This window comes from Streptomyces sp. NPDC002730, assembly GCF_042888805.1.
Taxonomy (GTDB): domain Bacteria; phylum Actinomycetota; class Actinomycetes; order Streptomycetales; family Streptomycetaceae; genus Streptomyces.
In genome coordinates this window covers 156,814-182,342 of record NZ_JBIAQG010000005.1, presented here as the reverse complement: position 1 = coordinate 182,342, position 25,529 = coordinate 156,814, and the positions used below count along the sequence as shown (strand labels likewise).

General features: G+C 68.1%; 22 protein-coding genes. 11 read left to right on the top strand and 11 right to left on the bottom strand.

Features of this window, described 5'->3' with window-relative positions:
• Positions 1-46: 46 nt before the first annotated feature.
• The 5 genes from ACFYXH_RS14460 to ACFYXH_RS14440 form a co-directional block, all read right to left on the bottom strand.
• Complete coding sequence (locus ACFYXH_RS14460) at positions 47-2,914, bottom strand: FtsX-like permease family protein (RefSeq protein WP_389562542.1); 2,868 nt, start codon at positions 2,912-2,914, stop codon at positions 47-49.
• Positions 2,911-3,663, bottom strand: coding sequence for an ABC transporter ATP-binding protein (locus ACFYXH_RS14455; RefSeq protein ID WP_389562540.1), 753 nt, complete (start codon positions 3,661-3,663; stop codon positions 2,911-2,913). The genes ACFYXH_RS14460 and ACFYXH_RS14455 overlap by 4 nt, the downstream gene beginning before the upstream one ends.
• Positions 3,664-3,767: 104 nt before the next feature.
• Complete coding sequence (locus tag ACFYXH_RS14450) at positions 3,768-4,448, bottom strand: PadR family transcriptional regulator (RefSeq protein WP_389562538.1); 681 nt, start codon at positions 4,446-4,448, stop codon at positions 3,768-3,770.
• A gap of 84 nt (positions 4,449-4,532) precedes the next feature.
• Positions 4,533-5,126: a hypothetical protein gene (locus tag ACFYXH_RS14445; protein WP_389562536.1), complete on the bottom strand. Its 594-nt coding sequence runs from the start codon at positions 5,124-5,126 to the stop codon at positions 4,533-4,535.
• A gap of 170 nt (positions 5,127-5,296) precedes the next feature.
• Positions 5,297-6,946 carry a protein kinase gene (locus ACFYXH_RS14440; protein ID WP_389562534.1) on the bottom strand — a complete coding sequence of 550 codons (1,650 nt, stop codon included), beginning with the start codon at positions 6,944-6,946 and terminating at the stop codon, positions 5,297-5,299.
• A 394-nt stretch (positions 6,947-7,340) separates the two neighbouring features.
• Between ACFYXH_RS14440 and ACFYXH_RS14435 the strand changes: the two genes are divergently transcribed.
• A complete protein-coding gene (locus ACFYXH_RS14435) occupies positions 7,341-8,897 on the top strand; it encodes a protein kinase (protein WP_389562531.1) in 1,557 nt (518 codons plus the stop codon).
• Positions 8,898-8,983: 86 nt separating this feature from the next.
• Here ACFYXH_RS14435 and ACFYXH_RS14430 read toward each other — a convergent pair whose 3' ends face one another.
• On the bottom strand, positions 8,984-9,991 hold the full coding sequence (locus ACFYXH_RS14430) for a phosphotransferase (RefSeq protein ID WP_389562529.1): 1,008 nt from the start codon (positions 9,989-9,991) through the stop codon (positions 8,984-8,986).
• Positions 9,992-10,471: 480 nt separating this feature from the next.
• Between ACFYXH_RS14430 and pdhA the strand changes: the two genes are divergently transcribed.
• From pdhA to ACFYXH_RS14405, 5 genes are all read left to right on the top strand, one after another.
• Entirely contained in the window at positions 10,472-11,620 is a 1,149-nt protein-coding gene (gene pdhA / locus ACFYXH_RS14425; RefSeq protein ID WP_385304546.1) for a pyruvate dehydrogenase (acetyl-transferring) E1 component subunit alpha, read from the top strand.
• A gap of 2 nt (positions 11,621-11,622) precedes the next feature.
• Positions 11,623-12,603, top strand: coding sequence for an alpha-ketoacid dehydrogenase subunit beta (locus ACFYXH_RS14420; protein WP_389562527.1), 981 nt, complete (start codon positions 11,623-11,625; stop codon positions 12,601-12,603).
• A 10-nt stretch (positions 12,604-12,613) separates the two neighbouring features.
• Entirely contained in the window at positions 12,614-14,053 is a 1,440-nt protein-coding gene (locus ACFYXH_RS14415) for a dihydrolipoamide acetyltransferase family protein (RefSeq protein WP_389562525.1), read from the top strand.
• A 224-nt stretch (positions 14,054-14,277) separates the two neighbouring features.
• Positions 14,278-14,970, top strand: a complete 693-nt coding sequence (locus tag ACFYXH_RS14410; protein WP_389562523.1) for an HAD family hydrolase — start codon at positions 14,278-14,280, stop codon at positions 14,968-14,970.
• Positions 14,971-15,174: 204 nt separating this feature from the next.
• Positions 15,175-15,951 (top strand): LuxR C-terminal-related transcriptional regulator, encoded by a 777-nt coding sequence (locus ACFYXH_RS14405; protein ID WP_389562521.1) that lies wholly within the window; start codon positions 15,175-15,177, stop codon positions 15,949-15,951.
• A gap of 9 nt (positions 15,952-15,960) precedes the next feature.
• On the opposite strand, the gene ACFYXH_RS14400 is transcribed toward ACFYXH_RS14405, so the two are convergent.
• The 3 genes from ACFYXH_RS14400 to ACFYXH_RS14390 all read right to left on the bottom strand — a co-directional run bounded on the left by ACFYXH_RS14400 (position 15,961) and on the right by ACFYXH_RS14390 (position 19,537).
• Entirely contained in the window at positions 15,961-16,776 is an 816-nt protein-coding gene (locus tag ACFYXH_RS14400; RefSeq protein WP_389562520.1) for a serine/threonine protein kinase, read from the bottom strand.
• A 212-nt stretch (positions 16,777-16,988) separates the two neighbouring features.
• Positions 16,989-18,341 (bottom strand): lipopolysaccharide biosynthesis protein RfbH, encoded by a 1,353-nt coding sequence (gene rfbH, locus ACFYXH_RS14395; protein ID WP_389562518.1) that lies wholly within the window; start codon positions 18,339-18,341, stop codon positions 16,989-16,991.
• 53 nt (positions 18,342-18,394) lie between these two features.
• Positions 18,395-19,537: a nucleotide disphospho-sugar-binding domain-containing protein gene (locus ACFYXH_RS14390; RefSeq protein ID WP_389562516.1), complete on the bottom strand. Its 1,143-nt coding sequence runs from the start codon at positions 19,535-19,537 to the stop codon at positions 18,395-18,397.
• A 174-nt stretch (positions 19,538-19,711) separates the two neighbouring features.
• Here ACFYXH_RS14390 and rfbB point away from each other — a divergent pair, with 174 nt between their 5' ends.
• Complete coding sequence (gene rfbB, locus ACFYXH_RS14385; RefSeq protein WP_389562514.1) at positions 19,712-20,686, top strand: dTDP-glucose 4,6-dehydratase; 975 nt, start codon at positions 19,712-19,714, stop codon at positions 20,684-20,686.
• A 7-nt stretch (positions 20,687-20,693) separates the two neighbouring features.
• Positions 20,694-21,560 (top strand): glucose-1-phosphate thymidylyltransferase RfbA, encoded by an 867-nt coding sequence (gene rfbA / locus ACFYXH_RS14380; RefSeq protein ID WP_389562512.1) that lies wholly within the window; start codon positions 20,694-20,696, stop codon positions 21,558-21,560.
• A 144-nt stretch (positions 21,561-21,704) separates the two neighbouring features.
• Here the strand turns inward: rfbA and ACFYXH_RS14375 are convergent, their stop codons facing one another.
• Both ACFYXH_RS14375 and ACFYXH_RS14370 read right to left on the bottom strand, forming a co-directional pair.
• Complete coding sequence (locus ACFYXH_RS14375) at positions 21,705-21,959, bottom strand: acyl carrier protein (protein WP_389562511.1); 255 nt, start codon at positions 21,957-21,959, stop codon at positions 21,705-21,707.
• A 29-nt stretch (positions 21,960-21,988) separates the two neighbouring features.
• Entirely contained in the window at positions 21,989-23,020 is a 1,032-nt protein-coding gene (locus ACFYXH_RS14370; protein ID WP_389562509.1) for a beta-ketoacyl-ACP synthase III, read from the bottom strand.
• A gap of 266 nt (positions 23,021-23,286) precedes the next feature.
• On the opposite strand from ACFYXH_RS14370, the gene ACFYXH_RS14365 reads away from it, so the two are divergent.
• From ACFYXH_RS14365 to ACFYXH_RS14355, 3 genes are read left to right on the top strand one after another with little or no spacing between them, the layout of a single operon-like run.
• Entirely contained in the window at positions 23,287-24,033 is a 747-nt protein-coding gene (locus ACFYXH_RS14365; RefSeq protein ID WP_389562507.1) for an AfsA-related hotdog domain-containing protein, read from the top strand.
• A gap of 40 nt (positions 24,034-24,073) precedes the next feature.
• Positions 24,074-24,691, top strand: a complete 618-nt coding sequence (locus tag ACFYXH_RS14360) for a hypothetical protein (protein WP_389562505.1) — start codon at positions 24,074-24,076, stop codon at positions 24,689-24,691.
• A 12-nt stretch (positions 24,692-24,703) separates the two neighbouring features.
• Positions 24,704-25,516: an SDR family NAD(P)-dependent oxidoreductase gene (locus tag ACFYXH_RS14355; RefSeq protein WP_389562504.1), complete on the top strand. Its 813-nt coding sequence runs from the start codon at positions 24,704-24,706 to the stop codon at positions 25,514-25,516.
• The last annotated feature ends 13 nt before the right edge of the window (positions 25,517-25,529 follow it).

Below are 25,529 nucleotides of genomic sequence, written 5' to 3'. Positions count from 1 at the left end.
GGTGATCCACCCTCGTACGGGGGCACAAAACCCCAGGTTGTACCCGTCAGGTCGCCTCGCGGCGGGACAGCGCCCCGCGGGAGCGGGTGACCACTGCCGCCAGGAGCGCGGCGCCCAGCGGAACGGCTATGAGCAGCGCGGCCAGGGTCGCCCAGGGCACGATGATCGGTACATACGGCGTCGAATTGAACGAGCCGAAGCCCTGGTCCAGCGCCTGCTCGTAGAACTTCATCTGCTGGCGCTTCTCGGTGAGCCGCAGCCCGACCGCCGGGAGCACGCCCGCCGCCGAGCCCAGCAGCACACCCATCGCAGCCACCACGCCGCACTGGAACCCGCTGAGCGTCCTGCGGACCCGGGGCGGCGCGCCGACCGCGGCGAGCGTCTTCAGATCGGCCTCGGCATCCGCCTGGGCGAGGCCCGTGGCGATACCGGCCGCACCGATGGTGATCAGTCCGGCGAAGACGGTCAGCGCCAGCAGGATGATGCTGTTCTCGCTGGTGTAGCCCTCTTCGATATACAGGTTGATGTCGGAGCCGGTCTTGTCGAGCTCTCCGTCCAGCCGCTGGCGCTGCTCACCGCTCGGCATCTTGTCGGTGGAGTAGTACGCGCCGAGCGGGACGGTGTTCATACCGGAGGCCTTGGCCGCGGCAGTCGGCACGATCATCGAGAGGCCGTACGAGGTGGGCTCACCGGCGACCTGGTGCGCAGTGAACGTCTTGATCTCGCCGGGTGCCTCCTTGCCCTTCTCCGCGGCCGCGTCGGCCTTCTTGGTATCGGTGACCAGACGGATGCTGATCTTTCCCTTGGTGTCGAGGTTGCGCTTGTCGAACGAGAGGATCTGTCCGGCAGCCAGTGCCTTCCCGGCCGCCGCGTCCTCGATTCCGAGCACCTTCAGCAGCTTTGCGTCGCCGACCAGCACACCGCTGTCGGCGTAGATGGAGCCCCCGCCCGAGTTCTCCTTGCAGCGCCAGTCCTGGCTGAGCTTGCGGCGTTCGGCCTTGCTGAACTTCGTCGAAGGGTCCTCGTTCGGCTTGGCCGGGTCGGTCATCCACAGCGGGCACTGGTTGGCCTTGGGCACGACGACCTCGTAGCGGCCGCAGCCCTCTGCACCGCCGTACATCGAGCAGTTGGACTTCCCGACGGAGATACGGTCCACATCGGCCCGTACGTCGATCGGAAGCATCTTCTGCACGGTGGCGCGCACCGCAGGCACGTCCCGCCCGCCGGCCTCGTCGAGCATCACGGAGACCACGCCGTGGGGCAGGCGCGCCTCGTACTGGGCCCTGCCCTCGGCGTCGCTGCTCGCAGCGTAGGTCGCCACGGCCACCGTGCCCGCGACGGCGGCCAGCACCGCGGCCACGGCGGGAGCCGTACGGCCCCGGTTGCGTACCGCGTCACGCAGCGCCAGGCGCGGCGAGAGCGGAAGGATGCGTCCGGTCCGGCCGAACAGGCCCACCAAGGCGGGGGTCAGCGCGACCACGCCCAGTTCGGCGATGGCGCTGCCGCCCGCGACGACGATGGACTCGTCGGTCATCGTCGACCCGTAGAGCGCGATCGCAGCGCCCAGACCGACCGCGATCAGCCCGATCACCGGGAGCACCCGGCTGCTCTTGCGTACACCGCGACGACCGGTGAGCGAGGCGAGCACGCTCTGCCGGGAGGAGGTGACGGCCGGGACGATCGCGGCCATCAGGCCCGTGAACACGGCGAGCAGCCCGATGCCGAGCAGCTCCAGCGGCCGTACGTCGAAGCTGCCGAAGCGCTTTCCCAGGTAGTCCTCGAGCAGCGGCTGCAGCGCGAAGGTGAGGAGCAGACCGAGGATGGTGCCGACGACGGCCGCGGCGAAACCGATCACCAGACCGCCGGCGAGGACGATGGCACGGATATGGCGCCGGTCACCGCCATTGGCGCCGACCAGACCGAGCTGGCGGCGCGAGCGCCGGGCGCCGACCGCGAAGGCGGGCCCTGCCAGCAGACAGATCTCCAGCATCGCGAGGCCGACGACGGTGCCGACGGCCGCGAGGGCCGCGGCCTTGGCGGCCGTGCTCTCCTCGTAGTTGCCCCATCCCTCTTGCTGGTAGATCGGGATCTCGGACCTGGCCGGCGGGTCGAGGGCGACGGCGCGTGAATTGACCGTCACGCCCTTGGCGTTGGCCTGCTTGACCATGTTCCACGTGAAACCACCGGAGATGCGCACCAGCTGCGTAGTGCTCGCTTCGGTACCGGGCAGCCCGGCCTTTTCGAGAGCCTTGTCGAGCGGGGTGAGCAGCGCGCCGGGCAGCGCGTTGACCTGGTCGGTCTCCAGCGCGTCGGGGAGTTCGTATGCACCGACGATCTTGTACTCGCGGTCGAGCCCGCGCGCTGTGAGCGCGGAGCCCACCTTCAGACCGCTGGACTCCAGGAAGTGCGTGGTCGCGGCGACCTCGTCGGCCTTCTGCGGGAGCCGGCCGTGGTCGACGACCATGATGCCCTTGGCCATCGGGTCGGAGGACTTCAACTCGCGGATCTCGGTGTTCAGCAGACCGTGCGTGGTGCGCAGCTTGCCCGAACCCTGCGAGTCCGTCAGGGACTTGGCGCCGGCAGGCAGTGCCTTGTTGATATCGGTCTTGCCGTCGGGCCACGGCTTGTTGTCGAAGTTCCCCACCGGCGTGGAGCTGTTGGCGTCCGGTGTCTGCATGATGGCCAGACCGCCCATGCCTGGATCTGTCAGCCGTGCGTCGGCCGCCCCCAGCGAACGCTCAAGGCTCTGCTCGGTGGAGAGCTCGGCGCTGCGCAGGGTCAGATCCGCGGCGCTCACGCCGAGGATGGGAAGGGCGATCATCGCCAGGACGAGGAAGCTGCGGCCCTTGGAGCGCCAGGCGTCGCGGCGGGCGATACGGATCGCGGCCCGCCAGGAGTGATACCAGGTCATCACAGCTCTGCCGCCTGGCCGGAGAGCAGCGAGTCGGCCTGGCTGCGGATGGTCTGGTCGACTACGGCGCCGTCGCGCAGGAAGACCACGCGGTCCGCCCAGGCCGCGAAGCGCGGTTCGTGGGTCACGAGAATGCCGGCCGCGCCACCGTCGCAGCGCGAGCGCAGCAGGGCGAGAACGGACTCGCCGGTCTCGGAGTCCAGTGCGCCGGTCGGCTCGTCGGCGAGGACAAGACGCCGCTCGCCGACCAGGGCGCGAGCGATGGCCACCCGCTGCTGCTGACCGCCCGACATCTCGTCCGGGAAGCGGTCGGCGAGATGGCCGAGGTCCATCTCCTCCAGGGCGGCGACGGCCTCGGTACGGGCCTTGCGTGCGGAGATCCCGTCGAGTTCGCGCGGCAGGGCGACATTCTCGGCGGCGGTGAGGGCAGGGATGAGGTTGTAGTCCTGGAAGACGTAGCCGATGCTGCGGCGGCGCAGGGCGGCGAGCGTCTTGCGGTCGGCGGTGGTGATGTCGGTGTTCTCGACGATCACCCGTCCCGAGGTGGGCGCGTCGAGGCCGCCCGCGATGGTGAGCAGCGTGGACTTGCCGGAGCCCGACGGGCCCATGACGGCGACGAGTTCGCCGGGAAAGACATCGAGGTTGATGCCGCGCAGGGCATGTACCTCGGTGGCGCCGCTGCCGTGGACGCGGGTCAGTTGCTGGAGTTGCAGCACTGGCTGCTGTGACGGCTGTGACTGGCGGTCGGACATGAAGGGTCCCCCTTGGACGGATGGCGTTCGTGCGAGCGGATGTACGGAGACTCGGTGGCCGGTGGCCCGGAGATGATCGGGAAGCCGCGGGAAGCTCGGGTGGGCTACGTCGGCGGTGCGGGCCGCGCGTGCGCCGCAGACGTGGGTTGCGTCGAGGACGCGGGGTGCGGCGGAGGTTCGGCGTGCGGCGGGGGCGAGATCAGGGAAGCGGTCGTCGGATGCCCGGCTGCCCGCTCGGCCGCCGCCGAGAGGCGGATCAACCGCACCTCGCAATGGTCGAGCCAGCGCGCCTCGGCTTCGGTCTGGAAGATCAGCTGCTCCAGGACGAGCAGCCAGGCCACGTCGTCACGCTCCTGCGAGCCCCCGCTCTCGATGGCGGCGAGGGCCTGCGCCTTGAGCCGGGTGTAGTCCTGCATCGCCTTCACGGTGTGGTGGCGCTGGGACTGGATGACGGCACGGATGTCCACGCCGGGCGCACCGACCGCCATCGCGAGCTTGATGGCCAGCTCGTCACGGGGCGGACTGCTGCGGTCCACGGGCGTCTCGAACCAGCTCTTCAGCTCGGCGCGCCCGGCATCGGTGATGACGTACAGCGCATGGCCGGCGTCGTCCTCGCCGTCCTGGGCGACCATGCCGTCGCGCTCCAGGCGGTTGAGGGTCGTATAGACCTGCCCGACGTTGAGCGGCCAGGTGGCACCGGTGCGCGACTCGAACTCCGTACGGAGCTGGGAGCCGTAGCGAGGACCGGGCTCCAGGAGGGCGAGAAGCCCGTGGCGGATCGACATACTCAGTATGTATACCGAGTATGGCGGACTCGGCAACCATCGAGAGACGGAGTCTGTGCGTCCGTCTTGAGGGGGACATGATGATCAACGGCGCCTCAGTCGCACGCCCAGGAAGCCGATTCCGAGCCCCATGAGCGTCATCCCGGCCCCCAGTGACAGCGGCGAGATCTGGTGCCCGACGACCTCGGGGACGGCTTGTGGGGCCTGCTGATGTGCGGCGGCGGGGACGGAAGGGGTCGGAGTGGGGATCGGGGAGTCCTGGGGATCCTCCTGCTCCTCCGTCCGGAGTTCCTCATCCTCCGTGGGAGGGGGCTCGGACGCGGACAGTCGCGTGTCGGACGGAGCGGAATGGGACGCGGACGCTGCGTCGGACGGCGTACGGTGCGGCCGGTCCGGGTGGTCCTGGCGGTCGGGATGGTCGGGATGGTCGAGACGGTCGGGGCGGTCCGGCCGGTCCGGGCTCTCTGACTCACTCGGGCTCGTGCTCCTGGGAGACCGCCCGGGCCGCGGACGCCCTTCCCCGGCATGCCGCCCCGCAAGGGACGCCGAGACGTTGGGCCTGGCCGTCGGAGTGCGGTCGGGGGTCTCGGACTCCTCGTCGGCGTACGCGTGGGGCATGGCCAGCAGCAGGAGCGACGCGACCGTGATCGCGCACTGTGTGCGGAGCCTTGGAGTCACCGGGTGACCCCCCTCCCGTGCCGAGTCGCCGAGATATCGGACTCAGCGTCACATGGCATGACACTTCCGGCATCTCGGGGCGGGAGAACGGGGAACGGCCCGGCACGCGGAGCGCGTGCCGGGCCGTTCCCCGGAAACGGGCCGTTCCCCGGAAAGTGGTGCGGGTCGGGCTAGCCGGCCTTGCCCGTGGAGATCGTGATCTCGAACTCCTGGCTCTTCGGTACGACAGCCTCGCCGGAGCTCGGGTACTGCAGGATGACGGCGTCCTTGGGGTACTGAGGGTTGTTCTCCTCGGTCACCTTCCAGGTCCAGCCGGCGGCGCGCAGGCAGTCCTTGACCGAGAGGAGGTCCTTGTAGAGGAGATTGGGGGCCTGGACCTTCGCCGGGTCATTGCCGTCTTCCGTCGCGTCCGAGCACTCCGTCGCCTCGATGGTCCGCGTACGGTCCGGGGCCAGGGCCCCGGACTCCGCCGACTGGCTCGCGCTCGGGTCGTCGCCCGTGTTGTCGCCACCCGGGTCGTCCTTGTTCAGTGCGAGCGCCGCGATCAGACCGCCGATCGCCAGCAGCGCCACCACGATGGCGCCCACGATGACCGGCATGTTCCGCTTGCCGCCACCACCGCCGCCCGAAGCCGTCGTCGGCTGCGGCGAGATGGTGTACGGAGGCGGCGTCGAGGACACCGGGGCAGGCGCCTGATACGCCGATACCGGAGGGGGCGTCTGGTACGCCGGCGCCGGGGCGGGCGTCTGCGGGTACCCGTACTGCGGCGTGGGAGCCGGCGTCGGCGTAGGAGTCGGCGGCCCGTACGGACCCGGCTGGTACGGCGTCTGCACGCTCTGCGGCGCCGGAGTCGACTGGTCCAGCGGCGGGAAGACCGCGGAGCCGACGCCCGCGCCACTGCTCGCCGGCGCGCCACCGATGATCACCGGTGCGCCCGTCTGCCCGGCACTCACCACCCGCGCGCACTCGTCGCGCATCGCCGCGGCGCTCGGGAAACGCTCGTTCGGGTTCTTCTTCAGCGCCCGTGCGACCAGCGCGTCCATCGCCGGAGTGACGGAGCGGTTGATCGTCGACGGGGCGACCGGCTCTTCCTGCACATGCGCGTACGCGATCGCCAGCGGTGAGTCCGCGTCGAACGGGATTCGCCCGGTCAGCAGCTGGAACAGCATGATGCCGACCGAGTACAGGTCGGACCGCGCGTCGACGCCACGTCCCAGCGCCTGCTCCGGCGACAGATACTGCGGCGTTCCGACCACCATGCCGGTCTGCGTCATCGAGGTGACGCCCGACTGCATGGCGCGCGCGATGCCGAAGTCCATCACCTTGACGATGCCGCGCTTGGTCATCATCACGTTGCCGGGCTTGATGTCGCGGTGGACCAGGCCCATTTCATGGCTGGTCTCCAGCGCGGCCAGCACATCGGCCGTGACCTTCAGCGCCTTGTCCGCCGGCATCGCGCCGTACTGCTGGATGTCCGCCTGCAGTACGGATCCCAGCGGTTGGCCCTCGACGTACTCCATGACGATGTACGGCATCAGCGCGCCGTCGAGCTCGTCCTCGCCGGTGTCGAAGACCGACACGATATTGGTGTGCGACAGCTTGGCGACGGCCTGCGCCTCGCGCCGGAAGCGCTCGCGGAAGGACTGCTCGCGACCCAGCTCCGTGTGCAGCGTTTTGATGGCGACCTGGCGGTCCAGCGCGGAGTCGTACGCCAGATAAACGGAGGCCATGCCGCCTTCGCCGAGCAGGTCGCGTAGCTGATACCGGCCGCCCGCTACGGAACCACCCGCGTAGCGGCCCTGTGCGCCGTCCTGGCTCATGACTGTGCATCCCCCTCGGCGCGAAGGCGCGGTGGCACGCGATGGTTCGCGTCGCTCGCTGATCTCTGCGCTGTGCTGTGTGATTTATGCCGCGTGATCCGTGTCCCGGATCGGTATTCCGTGATCCGTATTACGGGGCAAGTCTGCCCGAGGGGCCCGGCACGTCAAGCCAGGTGCCCGTTCCGTGACCGTACGCACAAGAAGCGTCTCGGAAGCGTTACAGGAAGACCATGGAATTTGCCTGCCCGCAGGGGCAGCAGGTTTGATGGCCGGTCCATCTCGAATCAGGCCCGTCGCGCAAAGGCTGTAGCGTGACGTGGCACAGCACCCCGAGGACCACAGCGAACCCCCGCACGCAGAGTACGCACGCGGACAGAAACGACGGCGAGGACTGATGGCACCCGAACCCGAAGCAGGCGGCGGCGGAGTGCCGGATGCGGCGGACTCCTGGGGCATCGGCGGAGTGGTCGGCGACGGCCGCTACCGCCTGACGCACCGTCTCGGACGCGGCGGTATGGCCGAGGTGTTCGCGGCGGAGGACGTAAGGCTCGGTCGCACTGTCGCGGTCAAGCTGCTCCGCTCCGACCTCGCCGAGGACCCGGTCTCCAAGGCCCGCTTCACGCGTGAGGCGCAGTCGGTCGCCGGCCTCAACCACCATGCGGTGGTTGCCGTGTACGACTCCGGCGAGGATGCGGTGGGCGGTCAGACCGTCCCGTACATCGTGATGGAGCTGGTCGAGGGGCGCACCATCCGCGATCTGCTCCTCAACGCCGAGGCTCCGCCGCCCGAGCAGGCGCTGATCATAGTCTCCGGAGTACTCGAGGCGCTCGCGTACTCGCACCAGCACGGCATCGTGCACCGCGACATCAAGCCGGCCAACGTCATCATCACCAACTCCGGTGCGGTGAAGGTGATGGACTTCGGTATCGCGCGAGCCCTGCACGGCGCTCAGTCGACGATGACCCAGACCGGCATGGTCATGGGTACGCCGCAGTACCTCTCCCCCGAGCAGGCGCTGGGCAAGGCCGTCGACCACCGCTCCGATCTGTACGCCACGGGCTGTCTGCTCTACGAACTGCTCGCGCTGCGACCCCCGTTCACCGGCGAGACCCCGCTCTCGGTGGTCTACCAGCACGTCCAGGACATCCCGTTGCCGCCGTCCGAGGTCTCGGACGTGGTGCCGCCGGAGCTCGACGGGCTGGTCATGCGCTCGCTCGCGAAGGACCCGGACGACCGGTTCCAGAGCGCGGAAGAGATGCGCGGCATGGTCCAGTACGGACTGCAGATGCTGGAGCAGCAGGGCAGCCACACGGGCAGCTGGAACACCGGTCCGGTCGATATGCACGACGGCGCCATCACCCCGGCGATGGGGATGACGGGGCCGACGGTGATCGGCCATCCCGTGCACGGCGAGACGTCGCAGAGCCCGATCCTGCCGCCGATGAACCCGAACGACGGCGGATACGACGGCGGTCACCGGGACGGTCGCGGCGGCAAGCGCGGCGGCCGCGCAAAGGCGTGGCTGTTCGCCGTGCTCGCGGTGCTGGCGATCGCGGGGGGCATCGCCTTCGCGGTGGACAAGGCGAACCACAGCACCGACAACCAGAAGCACGGCACGACGGTCACCCCGACCCCGTCCAAGTCGCAGGACTCGCCGACCCCGTCCGATGAGGAGACCGAGCAGAGCGAGGAGCCGGACACCTCCACGGGCGGCAATCAGGAGCCGAGCTGGCAGCCCTCCTACAGCGATTCGTTCACGCCGACCGATCCGGGGACGCCGACCGACGATCCGACGACGGCCGATCCGACCGAGCCGACCGGCGAGCCGACCGACGAGCCGACCGAGCCGACGGACGAGCCGAGCTCGCCCGGCAGCACAACGGGCAGCGGCGGCGATCCGGGTGGGACGCCGGGCGGCCAGGCAGGCGCCCCGGGCGGCATCGGCGGCTGACGCGGCCCAAGGCGCCATGGCGTACGCCCCGTTGACCCCGCTCGCCCCGTCGACGTCGTTCACGTCCGCGACCTCGGTCACGCCGCTCATCCCGCGAAGGCTTCGCACACCGCCTCGTACTCTCTCGTCCACCAGACCGCCAGGGCCGACGCCGCAGGAAACTGCGGGTCGGCCCTTCGGTCGTGCAGCTGGTAGCGCCAGCGCAGTATCCAGAAGTCGTTGAGCCGTTCCCACCACACCCGGTGCACCGCGGCCGCGAGCTCCGCCGCGTCCGCCCCGGCCGCTCGCCGGTAGGCCTGTGCATACGCCCGTACCTTCGTCAGTTCCAGCTCCCCCGCCGGTTGGACGAAGAAGATGGCTGCGGCCCGTACCGCCTCCTCTGCGCGCGGTTGCACCCCCAGCCGGTCCCAGTCGACGATCGCGGCCGGCTCGCCGCCCCGGTAGAGCAGATTCAGCGGGTGGAAGTCGCCGTGCACCCAGCCCCCGGCGGACGCCGGCGGCGGCCTGCGGTCGGCATGGAACTCCAGCAGCGCCCGTCGCTCGAGGAGCCGCCGCTCGGCGAGCGCGTCGAACGCGTCCCGGGGCCGGGCCGCGCGCGCCAGCGCCAACAGCTCGTCGATCAGCGTGAAGGTCTCCTCGGGATCGGCGCTCTCGTACTCCCGCCGCTCTGTGACGTCCACCGCCATGACCTGTTCCAGACAGGTGTGGACGAGTCCGAGGAGCGAGCCGAGCCGCGTCGACTGGACGGCCGTCAGCTGCGTCCCGTCGCGGTGTCGTCCGTCGATCCAGGGGTGCAGGGCGTAACACCGTCCGCCGATCACCGCGACCGTGTCGCCGTGCGCGTCCTCGACGGGCGGTGCGACCGGTACGCCGAGGGCCTCGAGCCGCTGGGTGGCGCGGTGCTGGCGGGCGATGGACTCGCGGTCGCCGTCGAGGTGGTGCTTGAGGAAGTAGGAGCCACGGGTGGTGGCGAGCCGGTAGCCGCGGTTGAGCAGGCCCTGGGTGACGGGCTCGCAGGAGAGTGGTTCGCCCGTGTCCTGGTAGCGGCGCAGAAGTGCACCGACGGGTGGGGCAGTTGCAGATGAGCGCGGCACCCGCCAGATGGTAGATCACGCAGCGTGGCCGAGTGACGGCTCTTCGGGATAATCCCGCCTACGCACGATCACGAACTGCAGTTCGAGCCGCGGCGCCCCCGACGACTTCGTGGTTATCGAGCGCAAATAGGGTGATTTTTCCAGCTTCGCGCGCGAAAGAGGATTCATCCATCTACTCTTCCCGTGCCCGGGGTCTGCGGGATAACGTGCCGGTGTTCCGGCGGCCTGCAAGGCTGTGACCAGTGGTTGTTCCCGCATTTCTCGATTTACTTGGAAATCCAAGCAAAATCGCAGGTCAAATGGGGTTTCGCAGTAATGCGACACACTGGGTAACGTGCCTTTGGCAGGGCGCTCGCCGGGGCACCTGTCACGCCTGATCCCGGCCGAGCGGCACCCACCCCGTGCACGGGTACGGATACCAGGCGAGCCGCACTGGCTCCCGGCGGACCCCGGGGGCCGGACCGACGGAGGAGCACGCACGTGACCGTGGAGAGCACTGCCGCGCGCAAACCGCGACGCAGCACCAAGCGCGTCAGCGCCGCGCAAAAGCCGCAGAGTTCCGAGCCCCAGCTCGTACAGCTGCTGACGCCCGAGGGTGAGCGCGTCGAGCACCCCGAGTACGAGATCGACCTGACCCCGGACGAGCTGCGCGGGCTGTACCGGGACATGGTCCTGACCCGTCGCTTCGACGCCGAGGCCACCGCTCTTCAGCGCCAGGGCGAGCTCGGACTGTGGGCGTCGCTGCTGGGCCAGGAGGCCGCACAGATCGGCTCCGGCCGGGCGCTGCGCGACGACGACTATGTCTTCCCGACCTACCGCGAGCACGGCGTCGCCTGGTGCCGCGGGGTCGACCCGACCAATCTGCTCGGCATGTTCCGCGGGGTGAACCACGGCGGCTGGGACCCGAACACCAACAACTTCCACCTGTATACGATCGTGATCGGCTCGCAGACGCTGCACGCCACCGGCTACGCAATGGGCGTGGCCAAGGACGGCGCGGACTCCGCCGTCATCGCCTACTTCGGCGACGGCGCGTCCAGCCAGGGCGATGTCGCCGAATCGTTCACCTTCTCGGCGGTCTACAACGCCCCGGTCGTGTTCTTCTGCCAGAACAACCAGTGGGCGATCTCGGAGCCGACGGAGAAGCAGACCCGCGTGCCGCTCTACCAGCGCGCGCAGGGCTACGGCTTCCCCGGCGTCCGTGTCGACGGCAATGACGTACTCGCCTGCCTGGCCGTGACCCGCTCCGCGCTGGAGCGGGCCCGCCGGGGCGAGGGCCCGACCCTGGTCGAGGCGTTCACCTACCGGATGGGCGCGCACACCACCTCGGACGACCCGACGAAGTACCGGGCGGACGAGGAGCGTCAGGCCTGGGAGGCCAAGGACCCGATCCTGCGGCTGCGTACGTATCTGGAGAACGCCGGCCATGCCGACGAGGCGTTCTTCACGTCCCTGGACGAGGAGAGCGAGACCCTCGGCAAGCGGGTGCGTGAGGCGGTTCGGGCCATGCCCGACCCCGACCACTTGGCGATCTTCGAGAATGTCTACGCCGACGGGCACGCGCTCGTCGACGAGGAGCGCGCCCAGTTCATCGCGTACCAGGCGTCCTTCGCCGAGGAGGGCAACTAATCATGGCCGTACAGAAGCTCCCGCTCGCGAAGGCGCTCAACGAGTCGCTGCGCAAGGCCCTGGAGACCGACCCCAAGGTCCTGATCATGGGTGAGGACGTCGGCAAGCTCGGCGGCGTCTTCCGGGTCACCGACGGACTGCAGAAGGACTTCGGCGAGGACCGGGTCGTCGACACCCCGCTCGCGGAGTCGGGCATCGTCGGCACGGCGATCGGTCTGGCCCTGCGCGGCTACCGACCCGTCGTGGAGATCCAGTTCGACGGCTTTGTCTTCCCCGCGTACGACCAGATCGTCACGCAGCTGGCGAAGATGCACGCGCGCTCGCTCGGCAAGATCAAGCTGCCGGTCGTCATCCGTATTCCGTACGGCGGCGGCATCGGCGCGGTCGAGCACCACAGCGAGTCCCCCGAGGCGCTCTTCGCGCATGTCGCGGGCCTCAAGGTGATCTCGCCGTCCAACTCCTCCGACGCGTACTGGATGCTCCAGCAGGCGATCCAGAGCGACGACCCGGTCATCTTCTTCGAGCCGAAGCGGCGCTACTGGGACAAGGGCGAGGTCGATGTCGACGCGATCCCCGGTCCGCTGCACAAGGCCCGCGTGATGCGGACCGGATCGGACATCACGCTTGCCGCGTACGGGCCGATGGTGAAGGTCTGTGTCGAGGCGGCCGCCGCGGCTGCCGAGGAGGGCAAGTCGGTGGAGGTCCTCGACCTGCGCTCGATGTCCCCGATCGACTTCGACACCGTCCAGACGTCGGTGGAGAAGACGGGCCGGCTCGTCGTGGTGCACGAGGCCCCGGTCTTCTACGGCTCCGGTGCGGAGATCGCCGCTCGTATCACCGAGCGGTGCTTCTACCACCTGGAGGCCCCGGTGCTGAGGGTCGGCGGCTACCACGCCCCGTATCCACCGGCGCGCCTCGAGGAGGAGTACCTCCCGGGACTTGACCGGGTGCTGGACGCCGTCGACCGCTCGCTCGCGTACTGAGGCCGTGACCATGACTCAAGACACTTCACTTCGCTTCCGCGAGTTCAAGATGCCCGACGTGGGCGAGGGACTCACCGAGGCCGAGATCCTCAAGTGGTACGTCCAGCCCGGTGACACGGTGACGGACGGCCAGGTCGTGTGCGAGGTCGAGACGGCGAAGGCGGCCGTCGAGCTGCCGATCCCGTACGACGGCGTGGTGCACGAGCTGCGCTTCGAGGAGGGCACGACCGTCGACGTCGGCACCTCGATCATCACGATCGATGTGGCGCCGGGCAGCGGTGACGCGCCTGCCGAGGCCGTGGTGGAGACGCCTGTCGCGCCCGCCGCCGAGGAGGCCGAGCCCAAGGGTCGCCAGCCGGTCCTCGTCGGCTACGGCGTCGCCGAGACGTCCACCAAGCGCCGGCCGCGCAAGCCGGCCGCCGGGCAGGCCGTTCCGGCACAGCCGGCCGCCGAGGCCGCGAGCACGTACTACCCGCAGGCGGCCGCGGCCGCTGCGGTGCAGGGCGAGCTGAACGGCCACGGCGGCACGGCCACCGCGACCCGCCCGCTCGCCAAGCCGCCGGTCCGCAAGCTCGCGAAGGACCTGGGCATCGACCTGGCGACGGTCACTCCGACCGGTCCCGACGGCATCATCACCCGGGAGGACGTCCACGCGGCGGCCGCTCCTGCCGCCGCTCCGGCGCCCGCGCCCGTACAGGCACAGCCCGAGCCGGCCCAGCCGGTGGCGGTCGCGCCTGTCGAGGCCGGTGCGCGGGAGACCCGTATCCCGATCAAGGGCGTACGGAAGGCCATCGCTCAGGCGATGGTCGGCAGCGCCTTCACCGCGCCGCATGTCACGGAGTTCATCACGCTCGACGTGACGCGGACGATGAAGCTCGTCGAGGAGCTCAAGGCCGACAAGGACATGGCGGGGCTGCGGGTCAATCCGCTGCTGCTGATCGCCAAGGCGCTGCTGGTCGCCATCAAGCGCAACCCGCAGGTCAACGCCGCCTGGGACGAGGCCAACCAGGAGATCGTGCTCAAGGAGTACGTCAACCTGGGCATCGCGGCCGCCACACCGCGCGGTCTGATCGTCCCGAACATCAAGGACGCGCACGCCAAGACGCTGCCCGAACTTGCTGCCGCGCTGGGTGAGTTGGTCTCCACGGCCCGCGAGGGCAAGACGACGCCGGGGGCGATGCAGGGCGGCACGGTGACCATCACCAACGTCGGCGTCTTCGGCGTCGACACCGGTACGCCGATCCTGAACCCCGGCGAGTCCGCGATCCTCGCGGTAGGTGCGATCAAGCTCCAGCCGTGGGTCCACAAGGGCAAGGTCAAGCCGCGCCAGGTCACCACGCTCGCGCTCTCCTTCGACCACCGCCTGGTCGACGGCGAGCTGGGCTCCAGGGTGCTGGCGGACGTCGCCGCGATCCTGGAGAACCCGAAGCGACTGATCACCTGGGCCTGATCCGGCAGGTCTGATCCGTCAGGTCTGATCCACAGGCACGATGCACAGGTCTGATTCGTCAGGTCTGCTCCGCAGGTCACAAGGCCCGGGCGCACGACGCCCGGGCCTTTGCCGTGATCGTTCGGGGTGCTCGAAAGAGCAGCCCGAACAGTCCTTGTCGGCGCCCACGCGACTGGGCAGGCTCGAGCGGGGCCGCACACGTTGACTGGGGATGGGGGAGCGCCATGACTTCTGCGCGCCGTTCGGCGTTCTTCGATGCCGACGAGACCGTGATCACGGCCAAGAGCATGTTCGCCTTTCTGCGCCACTGGATGGCTCAGAACGGAGATTCCGGTTCCGGATATGACAGGGTCATGGCGGACATCAGATCGCTGGCCGCGGACAACGTCGACCGCAGCGAGATCAATCGCGCCTACTACCGGCTCTTCAAGGGCGTATCGCAGCAGGAACTGGTGGCGGCGGGCCGCGATTGGTACGACGGGTACCGGAACGGGCCCAGCGCATTCGTCGGAGCCACGCTCGACGCCCTGGACAGGCATCGCGCGGCCGGGGATCTGATCTGCCTTGTCTCCGGTTCGTTCCGTGCCGTTCTCGAGCCGCTCGCCGAGGAGATCGCGGCGGAAATCATTCTGTGCACCGAGCCCGTGGTCGGCGAGGACGGGCTGCTCACCGGTGAGGTGCACCAGCCGATGATCGGCGCGGCGAAGACCGCCGCGGTGGCGGGCACGATCGCCGCCCACCGCCTCTCACCTGCGGATTGCTATGGATACGGCGATCATCTGTCCGACCTGGGCCTGCTGGAACAGGTCGGTAACCCGCATGTCGTGGATGTCGACCCGGCGCTGGTGGCCCTCGCGAAGGAGCGGGGCTGGCCGGTGCTGCCGTCCGCTCCCACGGCTCTGCGGCAACGCGACTGACCGCTGACCGTACCGCGGCAATTCATTTTGAATTAACCCCCGGAATTTTCGCGCCGGGGGTTCTTTCGCTTTCTTTCCGGTTGTGTTGCTGATTTATTACCGGAATCACCGGACGAGTCATTCGGGTATGCGCATTCGGTCCGATGGTTATGTGGTAAACCTTTTTGGTATCCCTTTCAAATTGTCCATGGTGAGCTATATCACATGGGATGGCTGAATCTCGTCGGTATCCTTGACTTGTGCGCGGAGTCGGATGACCGCCGGCGCGCATCAAAGCAACAGGGGGTAGTCTTGTTGGGCGTCTCGGAAATCAAGGAAAGAGAGATCTGTGTACGACGCGTCGTCGTGGCAATCGGGAATGGTCTGCTGCGTTACGGCGTCGAGAGGATGCTTCAACTGCCATCGGAAGTAGAGATCCGCTCCTTGCCCGGGATCGTCGAAGCGCTTTCTGACGGTCTCGACGAGGGCGACGTACTCATCGCCCTGCTGGGTGAGGTGGACGACGCGATGGCCGCGGAGTTACGCAGGAACGAGGAGCGCGGTGTACGCATCATGCTGCTCATAGAGGACGACGATCTCGTCGACCTGCCCAAGGTGACCGGCATCAGGGCCGGTTTCGTGAAGATCAACGGGATCAATGAGGACACCCTGAACAAGGCTCTGGCTGCTGTTGCCAGGGGTAACGTCCCCATCCCACCCGAGCTCGCTCAGGATCTGCTGCTGCTCGCGACCCGGCGCAACGACGCTCCGCGGGGTCAGCTGAGGCTGACCCCGCGGGAGCAGGAGGCGCTTGTTCTCATGGTCGAGGGGCTGAGCAACAGGCAAATCGCCCGCAGGCTTCAGATATCCGAGCACGGTGCCAAGCGCCTGGTTGCCAATATTTTGGCAAAGATGGACTGCAACAATCGCACACTCGCTGTTTCAAGGGCGCTCCGCGAAGGCCTCTACGAGCGCTATGTGAAATCCAGGGGAATGAACTGACAAGGCCCTCTACGAGGGAATAGCATAGAAGGCTGAATCGCCCCAGGTCGCTGTCGCCAGGTGGCCCTCGGTGTCAATGCCGAGGGCCACTGGCGAGCTCAGACCGGTCATGACGGATGTGGCAGAGCCATCCGCCTCCACCCGCTTGATCTCGCCGGCTGCGCGATCGGTGACATAAACGGAACCTGCCTTGTCGGCTACGATTCCCACGCCCAGCCCGTCGAAGTCGCTGGAGTGGGTTTCCACCGTCCCGTCACGCTTGACGCGGGACAGCACACCACCCTCGTAATTCGACACATAGATCGTGCCGTCGGCAGTCTCGACCACACCCACCGGAGTGCGCAGCCCATCGGCCACCTTGCTGCTCTTCCCGTCCGGGGAGACGCTCATGAGCTCATTGGTCGCCCGGTTGGTGACCAGCAGGTTCTGCCGGGAGTCGAAGCTGATGCCAGTCGGCGTGTGGAAGCCGGAGGCGAACCTCTCCTTCCTTCCCGCGGCCGCGGCGCGGTAGACGACATCGGCGTTGTAGTCGGCGATGTAGAGCGCGCCCTGCCGGTCGACGGCGAGACCGGCGGGGGCTTCCAGCCCGTCGGCGTAGACAGAGCGCTTTCCGTCGCGGGTGATCCGCTCGACCGTGCCGGCGGACCAGTTGGACACAAACACCGAGCCGTCGCGGCCGTAGGCCAGACCGGTCGGCGACGAGAAGCCGGTGTACTTCGCCTTCCCGGCCTTCGCCGCCTTCCCGGCAGGCTTGCCCTTGCCACCGGTGGCGCTGCCACCGGTGTTGCCCGTGCCGCCGGACCCGGTCGGAGGGCCGGAGGACACTGAGGACCCCGGTGTCCGCGACGCGCCGCCGGGACCCGCGTCGTCTTCGCTTCCACAGGCTGCCACGGAGGACATCAGCAGGCCGCCCACGAGAAGCTTCGGTAGGAGTGAGGAACGCATGACCACCTCTTGGGGGAGTGGATGAGTGCGCCGACAGACAACCTACGAGTTGGAGCGCACTTCATCGCAAGTGCCGGCCGGAGTACGGACGGTCAACGCCCCTTGCTGCGCACGAAATCGGTCACGGACTGGGCCATGTAGTCGATCTTCTCGTCGGTGAGGCCGGGGTGCACGCCGATCCAGAAGCTGTGCTCCGTGATGATGTCGCTGTTGGTCAGATCGCCTGCCACGCGGTAGTTGGTGCCCTGGTACGCCGGGTGCCGGGTCAGATTGCCCGCGAAGACCTGACGCGTGCCGATGCTCCTCGCCTCGAGGAAGGCCACCAGCTCACGGCGGGTGAAGGGCGCGTCCGGCAGCACGGTGAGCACAAAGCCGAACCAGCTCGGCTCGCTGTTCGGCGTGGCGCTCGGCAGCAGCAGACCGGGGACATCCGCCAGCGCGTCGTGCAGCCGCTGCCAGTTGCGTCGGCGGGCCTCGATGAAGACGGGCAGTTTGGCCAGCTGGGTGAGGCCCAGCGCGGCCTGGCTGTCGGTCGCCTTGAGGTTGTAACCCACGTGGGAGTAGATGTACTTGTGGTCATAGCCCTCGGGCAGGGTGCCGAGCTGCCAGCGGAACCGCTTGGCGCATTTGTTGTCCTCGCCGGGCGCGCACCAGCAGTCCCGGCCCCAGTCGCGCAGTGACTCGACGATGCGCGCCAGATGCAGGTCGCTCGTGGAGACCACCCCGCCCTCGCCCATGGTGATGTGGTGCGCGGGATAGCAGCTGAGGGTCGACAGATCGCCGAACGTGCCGGTCAGCCGGCCGTCGTAACGAGCGCCCAGCGCATCGCAGTTGTCCTCGACGAGCCACAGCTCGTGCTCCTGGGCCAGCTCGGCGATCTCGCGGGCCGCGTAAGGATTTCCCAGCGTGTGGGCGAGGGAGATCGCCTTGGTCTTCGGGCCGATCGCCGCGGCGATCGTGTCCACGCTCGCGTTGTAGGTACCGAGTTCGGTGTCCACGAACACCGGCACCAGACCGTTCTGCAGCACCGGGTTGACGGTGGTCGGGAAGCCCGCGGCGACCGTGATCACCTCGTCGCCCGGAACCAGCCGCCGGTCGGCGAGCTGCGGTGACGTCAGTGCGCTGATCGCCAGCAGATTGGCCGACGAGCCGGAGTTCACCAGGTGCGACTTGCGTACGCCGATGGTCTTGGAGAAGCGGCTCTCGAATTCCTGCGCGGACCCGGCCGCGACGATCCGCATCTCGAGCGCGGCCTCGACGAGCGCGACACGGTCCTCGTCGTCGAAGACCGGCCCGGAGGAGTACAGCGGAGTGACACCGGGCACGAACGGCCGGTCCGACTCTTCGGACTGGTGGAACTTGCGTACGGCGTCGAGGAGTTGGGCCTTGGCTTCTTCGCGGCTGTCCGAGCCAGGCGCCGGGCTCTGTACGGGTGCGCTGGTCACACTGGACCCCTTGTCTTCGTCGGGAGAGGGAGAGAAAGCAGGGCTGATCGCGGTCAGCGGCCCTCGGTGTCGAAGGCCGTCTCGAGCAGGCGGACCGTCTCGTCGAGACCGGCGCGCGCGGCGTTCTCGTGCCGCAGCCGCCACGCGACCTCCCGCAGGCCGGGGTCCTCGAGCACGCTGTGCACGGACTCCCTGATGGCCTCGACCGAGGCCTCCTCCGGGTGCAGTACGTGCGCGGCGCCGACCGCCGCGATCCGGTCCGCGTGCTGGTACTGGACGCACATCTGCGGCAGTCCGAGCTGAGGAATGCCGGCGACGGTCGCGGCCATCGCGCTGCCCGCGCCGCCGTGGTGGATGACGGCGGTGCAGGACGGCAGCACCTGCGAGAGCGGCAGAGTGTGGATCAGGCGGGTGCGTGCCGGGCGGTCGCCCAGCTGGTCCAGCTTGATGTGGTCGCCGACCGCGATGATCACATCGATGTCGAAGGCGGTCAGCGCCTGGACCGTGCGCTGGAGCACATTGGCGTGGTCACCGCCGATCGGCGCGTTGCCGAGGGTGACCAGCACTCGCGGCGCCTCGGGTTCCTCGAACAGCCAGTCCGGCATCAGGCCGGCCCCGTTGAAGGGGACGTACCGGCTGGGGACGGCGTTGGCCGGCGGGGTCCGCCACTGCAGTTCCGGCGGGCAGTTGTCGATGATCTTCCAGTGGGTGTGCGCGTCCTCGCCGAGGCCCCACTTGCGCCGGACCGGCCGCAGCGCCTCGGCGATCGGCTCGTCGACCGCGGTGTCCGCCAGCAGTCCCCAGCCGTGCAGGACCGTCGGCACGCCGATCAGGTCGGCCGCCAGGGGGGCCGCGTACTCCCAGTCGGTGCACACGATCAGATCGGGCCGCCAGGACTTCGCCAGCGCCACGGTCCGGTCCACGGTGCGCTCGGTGGCCGGCACGTAGTAGTCGATGATGTGGTCGGTCAGCTCCTCGATCGACGAGCCCTGCTGGGCCCTTCGGGTACCGAGGTCGCCGAGCCGGAAGTCCTCGGCGACCGCCACGGACGAGATTCCCGCCTCGGCGGTGAGCCGCGCGAACCTGTCGGGCAGCGCGGCCAGTACCTCGTGGCCGGCGTTCCGCAATGCCCACAGCGTCGAAATCATTGGATAGAGATGCCCCTGGTTGGGAGCACTGGTCGCCAGAATTCGCATTGCTCGAACATAAGGAATCAATTTTCCTTCGGTCAACGCCCGCCAATTATCAGTCCCTTGGGTGTAGCCATCTGGTGCATGCCTCACGGGCAGCCCAGAAGTGCCTTGTCGGGCGGACGGTGGCGCTGGCAGGGTCGTCGGCAATCGTCCTCGAATGCTGGACAGGTGAATTCCATGCGCATTCTGGTTACCGGTGGGGCAGGTTTCATTGGTTCGCACTATGTGCGCAGCCTCCTCGGCAACGATCTGCTCGGCCGCGCGGTGGAACGGCTCACCGTGCTCGACAACCTGACGTACGCCGGAGATAAGAGCAATATCGCGCCACATCTGGCCGATCCGCGACTGACGTTCGTGCACGGCGACATCAGCGATCCGGAAGTGGTCGGCGCCGTTATGGCCGGCCAGGACGTCGTGGTGCACTTCGCCGCCGAATCGCACGTCGACCGGTCCATCGCCGAAGCGTCGGTCTTCGTCCGTACGAACGTGCTCGGCACAGAGGTGCTGCTCAGCGCGGCCCGACGGCATGCGGTCGGCACCTTTGTGCATGTCTCGACCGACGAGGTCTACGGCTCGCTGGAGCGGGGCTCATGGCCCGAGACCGACCCGGTGAACCCCAACTCGCCCTACGCGGCCAGCAAGGCGTCCTCGGACCTCCTGGCTCTCGCGTACCACCGTACGTACGGAATGGACGTACGGATCACGCGCTGCTCCAACAACTACGGCCCGTACCAATTCCCCGAGAAGGTCATCCCGTTGTTCGTGACCAATCTCCTCGAAGGGAAGAAGGTACCGCTCTACGGCGACGGAACGAACGTGCGCGACTGGCTGCATGTCGACGACCACTGCCGCGGTATCCAGCTGGTGGTGGAGAAGGGGCAGCCGGGTGAAATCTACAACATCGGCGGCGGACAGGAGTTGGCCAACATTGAACTGGCCGATCTACTCCTCGATGCCCTGGGCCACAGCCGGGAAATGATCGAGTACGTCGAGGACCGCAAAGGACACGACCGCCGCTACTCCGTGGACTGGTCGAAAGCGCGCGCGGAAATCGGCTATGAGCCCCGACACGACTTCTCATCCGGACTCGCCGACACCATCGACTGGTACCGGGAAAACCGCGACTGGTGGACAGCACTGAAGAAAAGGTGAATCGCTGATGCGTGGAATCATCCTGGCGGGCGGCGCCGGCACCCGGCTTCGGCCGCTGACCTCGGTGACATCGAAACAGCTGCTCCCGGTCTACGACAAGCCCATGATCTACTACCCGCTCTCCGTCCTGCTGCTGGCGGGGATCCGCGAGATCCTGATCATCACCACCCCCGAGAGCCGTGAGGACTTCCACCGGCTGCTCGGGGACGGCGAGCGGCTCGGTATCCGGCTCGAGTACGCCCAGCAGGACGAGCCGCGTGGCCTGGCCGACGCATTTCTGCTCGGCCGCCGCTTCATCGGTGATGACCAGGTCTGCCTGGTGCTGGGCGACAACATCTTCCACGGCCAGGATCTGCCGACCACCGTCCGCAAGGAGGTCGCGCAGCTCGAGGGGGCGACTCTCTTCGGCTACCAGGTCGACGATCCGCAGCGGTACGGCATCGCGGTACTGGACGAGGAGGGGCAGCTGCTCGACATCGAGGAGAAGCCCGCCGAGCCCAAGTCGGACCTGGCGGTCACCGGCCTCTACCTCTACGACAACGACGTGGTGTCGTACGCGGCGGAGCTGTCGCCCTCCGCGCGCGGCGAACTGGAGATCACCGACATCAACCGGCGCTATGTGGAGCAGGGCAGGGCGCGACTGGTGAATCTGGGATCCGGTACGGCATGGCTGGACACCGGCACCCACGACAGCCTCTTCGAGGCGGCCGGCTATGTGCATGCCGTGCAGACGCGGCAGGGTGTTCAGATCGCCTGTATCGAGGAGGTCGCCTTCCAGATGGGATTCATCGGCGCCGCCGATGTGGCCGACAGCATCGACACCTATGGGCGTTCGTCGGACTACGGACGTCATCTGGCGCGGCTGCTGGCCTGAACGGGACCGCAGGACACAGATGGATGGCCGTCCCCGGGTGCGGGGACGGCCATCTGTCGTCGGGTGGTTCAGGAACTGGTGGTTCAGGAACTGGTGGTTCAGGAACTGGTGGTTCAGAAACTGGTGGTTCAGGAGCCGGTGGCGTCAGGAGGTGCCGGCGCCTGCCGTGGTGAGCTTCTGCGCCAGCAGGTTCAGCACATCGTCGAGGGTGTGCTCGACGGTGATCTCCTCCTCGTCGACCGGGATGGAGAACTCGTTCTCCAGGGCGGTGGCGAACTCCACCAGGGCCAGCGAGTCGAATTCCAGGGACTCCAGCGTCGCGCTGTCCGCCAGTGCGGCGGGCTCGAGGCCGAACGTGGAGACCAGGATTCCGGTCACCCGGCTCTTCAGGTCGCTCATGGGTCACTTCTCCTCATCGGTGGTTGACGTCAAGCGGTGACTGCGGTGACATCCGGCCAGCGCAGCACGGTCGAGGCCCAGGTCAGCCCGCCGCCGAAGGCCGTGAGCAGGACGCCCTGACCCTGCCGGAGAGTGCCGGAGGCGGCGGCGTCGGCGAGCGCGAGCGGGATCGAGGCGGCGGAGGTGTTGCCCACCCGCTCGATCTGGGAGACGAGCCGCTCGTTCGGGATCTCCAGTTCCGCGGCGACGGCGTCGAGGATGCGCTGGTTCGCCTGGTGGGCGACGACATGATCGAGGGTGTCGGTGGTCCAGCCCGCGCTCGCCAGCACCCGCCGTGCGGACTGCGACATATGGGCCACGGCATTGCGGTAGACCCGCTTGCCCTGCATCTGGAAGTAGTGGTCGGCCCGTTCGACGCTCTGCCGCGGGGCCGAACGCTGCCGGGAGCCGCCCGCGGGCACCGTGATCAGATCGGCGAGTGCGCCGTCGCTGCCCAGGTCGTACGGTCCGAGCGCGCCCTCCTCGTCCGCTCTGCCCGCACGGAGCACCACGGCGCCCGCCCCGTCCCCGAACACCGCACGGGTGGTGCGGTCCTGCGGGTCCAGGATGGTCGAGTACGCGTCCGCGCCGATCACCAGCACCCGCTCGGCGATGCCGGCGGCGATGAATCCCGAGGCGACGGCGAGGCTGTAGACGAATCCGCTGCACACGGCCGACACATCGAAGGCGGGTACGGGGCCGAGGCCGAGTCGTCCGGCCACATCGGGTGCGGTGGCCGGGCAGGGCCTGTCCGGCGTGGTGGTGGCCACCACCAGCGCGTCCACGTCCGAGGCGCCGGCCGACTTCAGGGCGCGCAGGCCCGCTTCGACGGCGAGGTCCGAGGTGGCCATCCCCTCGTCGATCACATGCCGCTGGGCGATGCCCGTACGGCTGCGGATCCATTCGTCGCTGGTGTCCAGTTCGGCGGAGAGCTCATGGTTGGTGACCACTCGGGCCGGCAGCCAGGAACCGATACCGGTGATGACCGCGGCCCTGTGGTGACTTTCCGGTTCTGAAACCATGTCATTCATCCCCTTGTCGAAGCCTCGTCGAAGTCTTCCAAGTGGTTCTGGATTTAGGGAATTCCATGGAAGCTTGCTTCGAAAGTATTCATTGAATTGGGCGATCGTCAACGAGTATCTAGGCGATGCTTGCAGGTCACATCGGGCGGCGTAGCCGATCGGCCACCCCGGTCTGGTAGTTGTGCCGCAGGAATTCAGGAAACTAATGTCCATGACGTACTTCCTGTGCGGTTGTTACGCCGCAATTACCGGGAGAGGAACAGTAGATGAGCACCCACGTCATGGTGGTCGCGGACCGCTTCACAGGCTTTGTGCACTCGGACGACGTCCGCACCATCTCCGGGCTGACCGCGGAGATCAACAAGGGCGTGTTCGACGACGGACAGGGCGAGGTCCTGCTGCACGGCGGCCAGGGCGTCGGCAGCTTCGAGCGCAGTTACCTCCAGCAGGCCATCGACCGGCGCAAACTGACCGACCGGATCCGCTTCACCGGCGAGCAGGTGGAGCCGGAGGGCCGCGATGTAGTGCACAAACACAGTGAGAACAACGTTCTGCTGGCCAACCTCCGCCAGGTGGACGGCGCGCGTTACACCGCCGACATCCGGGTGCACGGCGACAACGAACTGCTGCTGGACCACCAGACCGGAGAGCATGTCCAGGGCATGGTCATCGTCGAGGCGGTGCGCCAGCTGTTCGTCGGAGTCTTCGAGTGCGGGTACCGCAACCGCTGGCCGCTCAGCGATTTCTACATCGTCTGGAACTCCATGAACCTGACGTTCGAGAACTTCCTCTTCCCGCTTCCCGCGGAAATACGATGCACAGTGAACGAACTTTCGGTCGACAAGCCGGAAAGGCAGCTGGACTTCGCCCTCGATGTGGAGCTGTATCAGAGCGGAAAACTGACGGCTTCCGGCCGGGTCGGCTTCTCCGGATTTCCCAGCCAGAAGATCGCCGTACTCGAGCGCCGCAAGGCCCAGAAGGCGCTGAAAAGTCTCCTTGAGACCAGCGCCTGACCTCTTCACTTCTCACTCCCTTTTCCAGGAGGAAATCCTCGTGTCCGCACGCCTGTTGCTCGTGACCGAAGTGCCGGTGCAGAGCGAAGAGATCGACAAGACCATCGCGGCCTGGACCGCGCACAACGCCGCCTCCGAGCACGCCGGCTCGGTGCTCTACCGCTCGCTCGACGACGCGGGCCTGCTGGTGGAGCTGACGCCGATCAGTGGCCTCGCGGAGATCGCCGAGCGCGATGCGGCCCAGCGGGAGCTGGCGGCCACCCTTGCGCCCGCTCTGGCCGGCGACTTCCGCCGCCAGGTCGTCGAGTTCGTCGAGGCGCCGAAGGACACCGACGAGCCGCTGCCGGCGACTCCGTACATCCAGCTGAGGCATGTCGAGGTCAAGCCGCCGGTGCACGACGCCTACCGGGAGTGGCGGGACCGCACGATCTTCGACGTCGTACGCACACACGACGAGGTGGAGGTCTTCCTCGCCTACCACTCCCTGCTGAGCACCGAGCCCGGAGTGCTGTTCGTCTCCGGATTCTCCGTCGAACCCGACGTCTACCAGGCGGTGTTCACCTCTCCCCGGTACCAGGACATCGTCAAGCAGGCCGGGGACACGTACATCACCGACCGGGGTCTCTACACCCGGATCTACGCCCGCGTCGAGAACTGAGGGGCCGCAACGATGACTGAGCTGAAGGAGACGGACCGCGATGTGGCCGTCGTCAGCGGCGCCACCGGCGGAATCGGCGGCGCGGTCGTGGAGCGGCTGGCCGCGGACGGGGCGCGCGTGGTGCTGCTCGGCCGGGACGCGGCCCGGCTGGAAGCGGCCCGCAAGCGCATCGCCGAGCGGCTCGGCGAGAGTGGCGACGGAACGCACGAGCTCACTGCCGTGGTCCTCGACATCAACGAGACGGCGTCGGTCGAAGAGGGCATCGCCTGGGTGGTGGGGCGCTTCGGCCGGATCGACGTGCTGGTGAACGCCGCGGGCGACGGACCGGTGGCTCCCCTGCTCGAGTCCACCGACGAGCAGTGGAACACCACGGTCAACAGCAAGCTGTTCGGCGCGATACGGCTCACCAGGGCCGTCGCCCGGGCCATGGTGGAGCGCGGAGCGGGCCGGATCGTCTTCATCAATGGCTCGTTCCGCCGCGAGCCCGATCCGCTCTTTGTGATCAACGGAGTCACCAACGCCGGGCTCGGCGGCTTCGCCAAGGCGATCTCCCGCGACCTGGGCAGGAGCGGACTGCGGGTCAACACCGTGGACCCGGGAGCGACCGACACCGATCTGTGGACGCAGACCCTCGCGGACCTCGGCCGGCGCTTCGGCATCAGCCCCGAGCAGGTGGGCGAGGACTTCCTCGGCAAGACGCCGTACGGATCGCTGCCGACGCCCGCTGATGTCGCCGAGGCGGTGGCCTATCTCGTGTCGCCCGGCGCCGCGCAGGTCAACGGTGCCTCGATCACCGTCGACGGCGGCGCCTCGGTGGCGCTGTAGGTGGAGGAAGCCG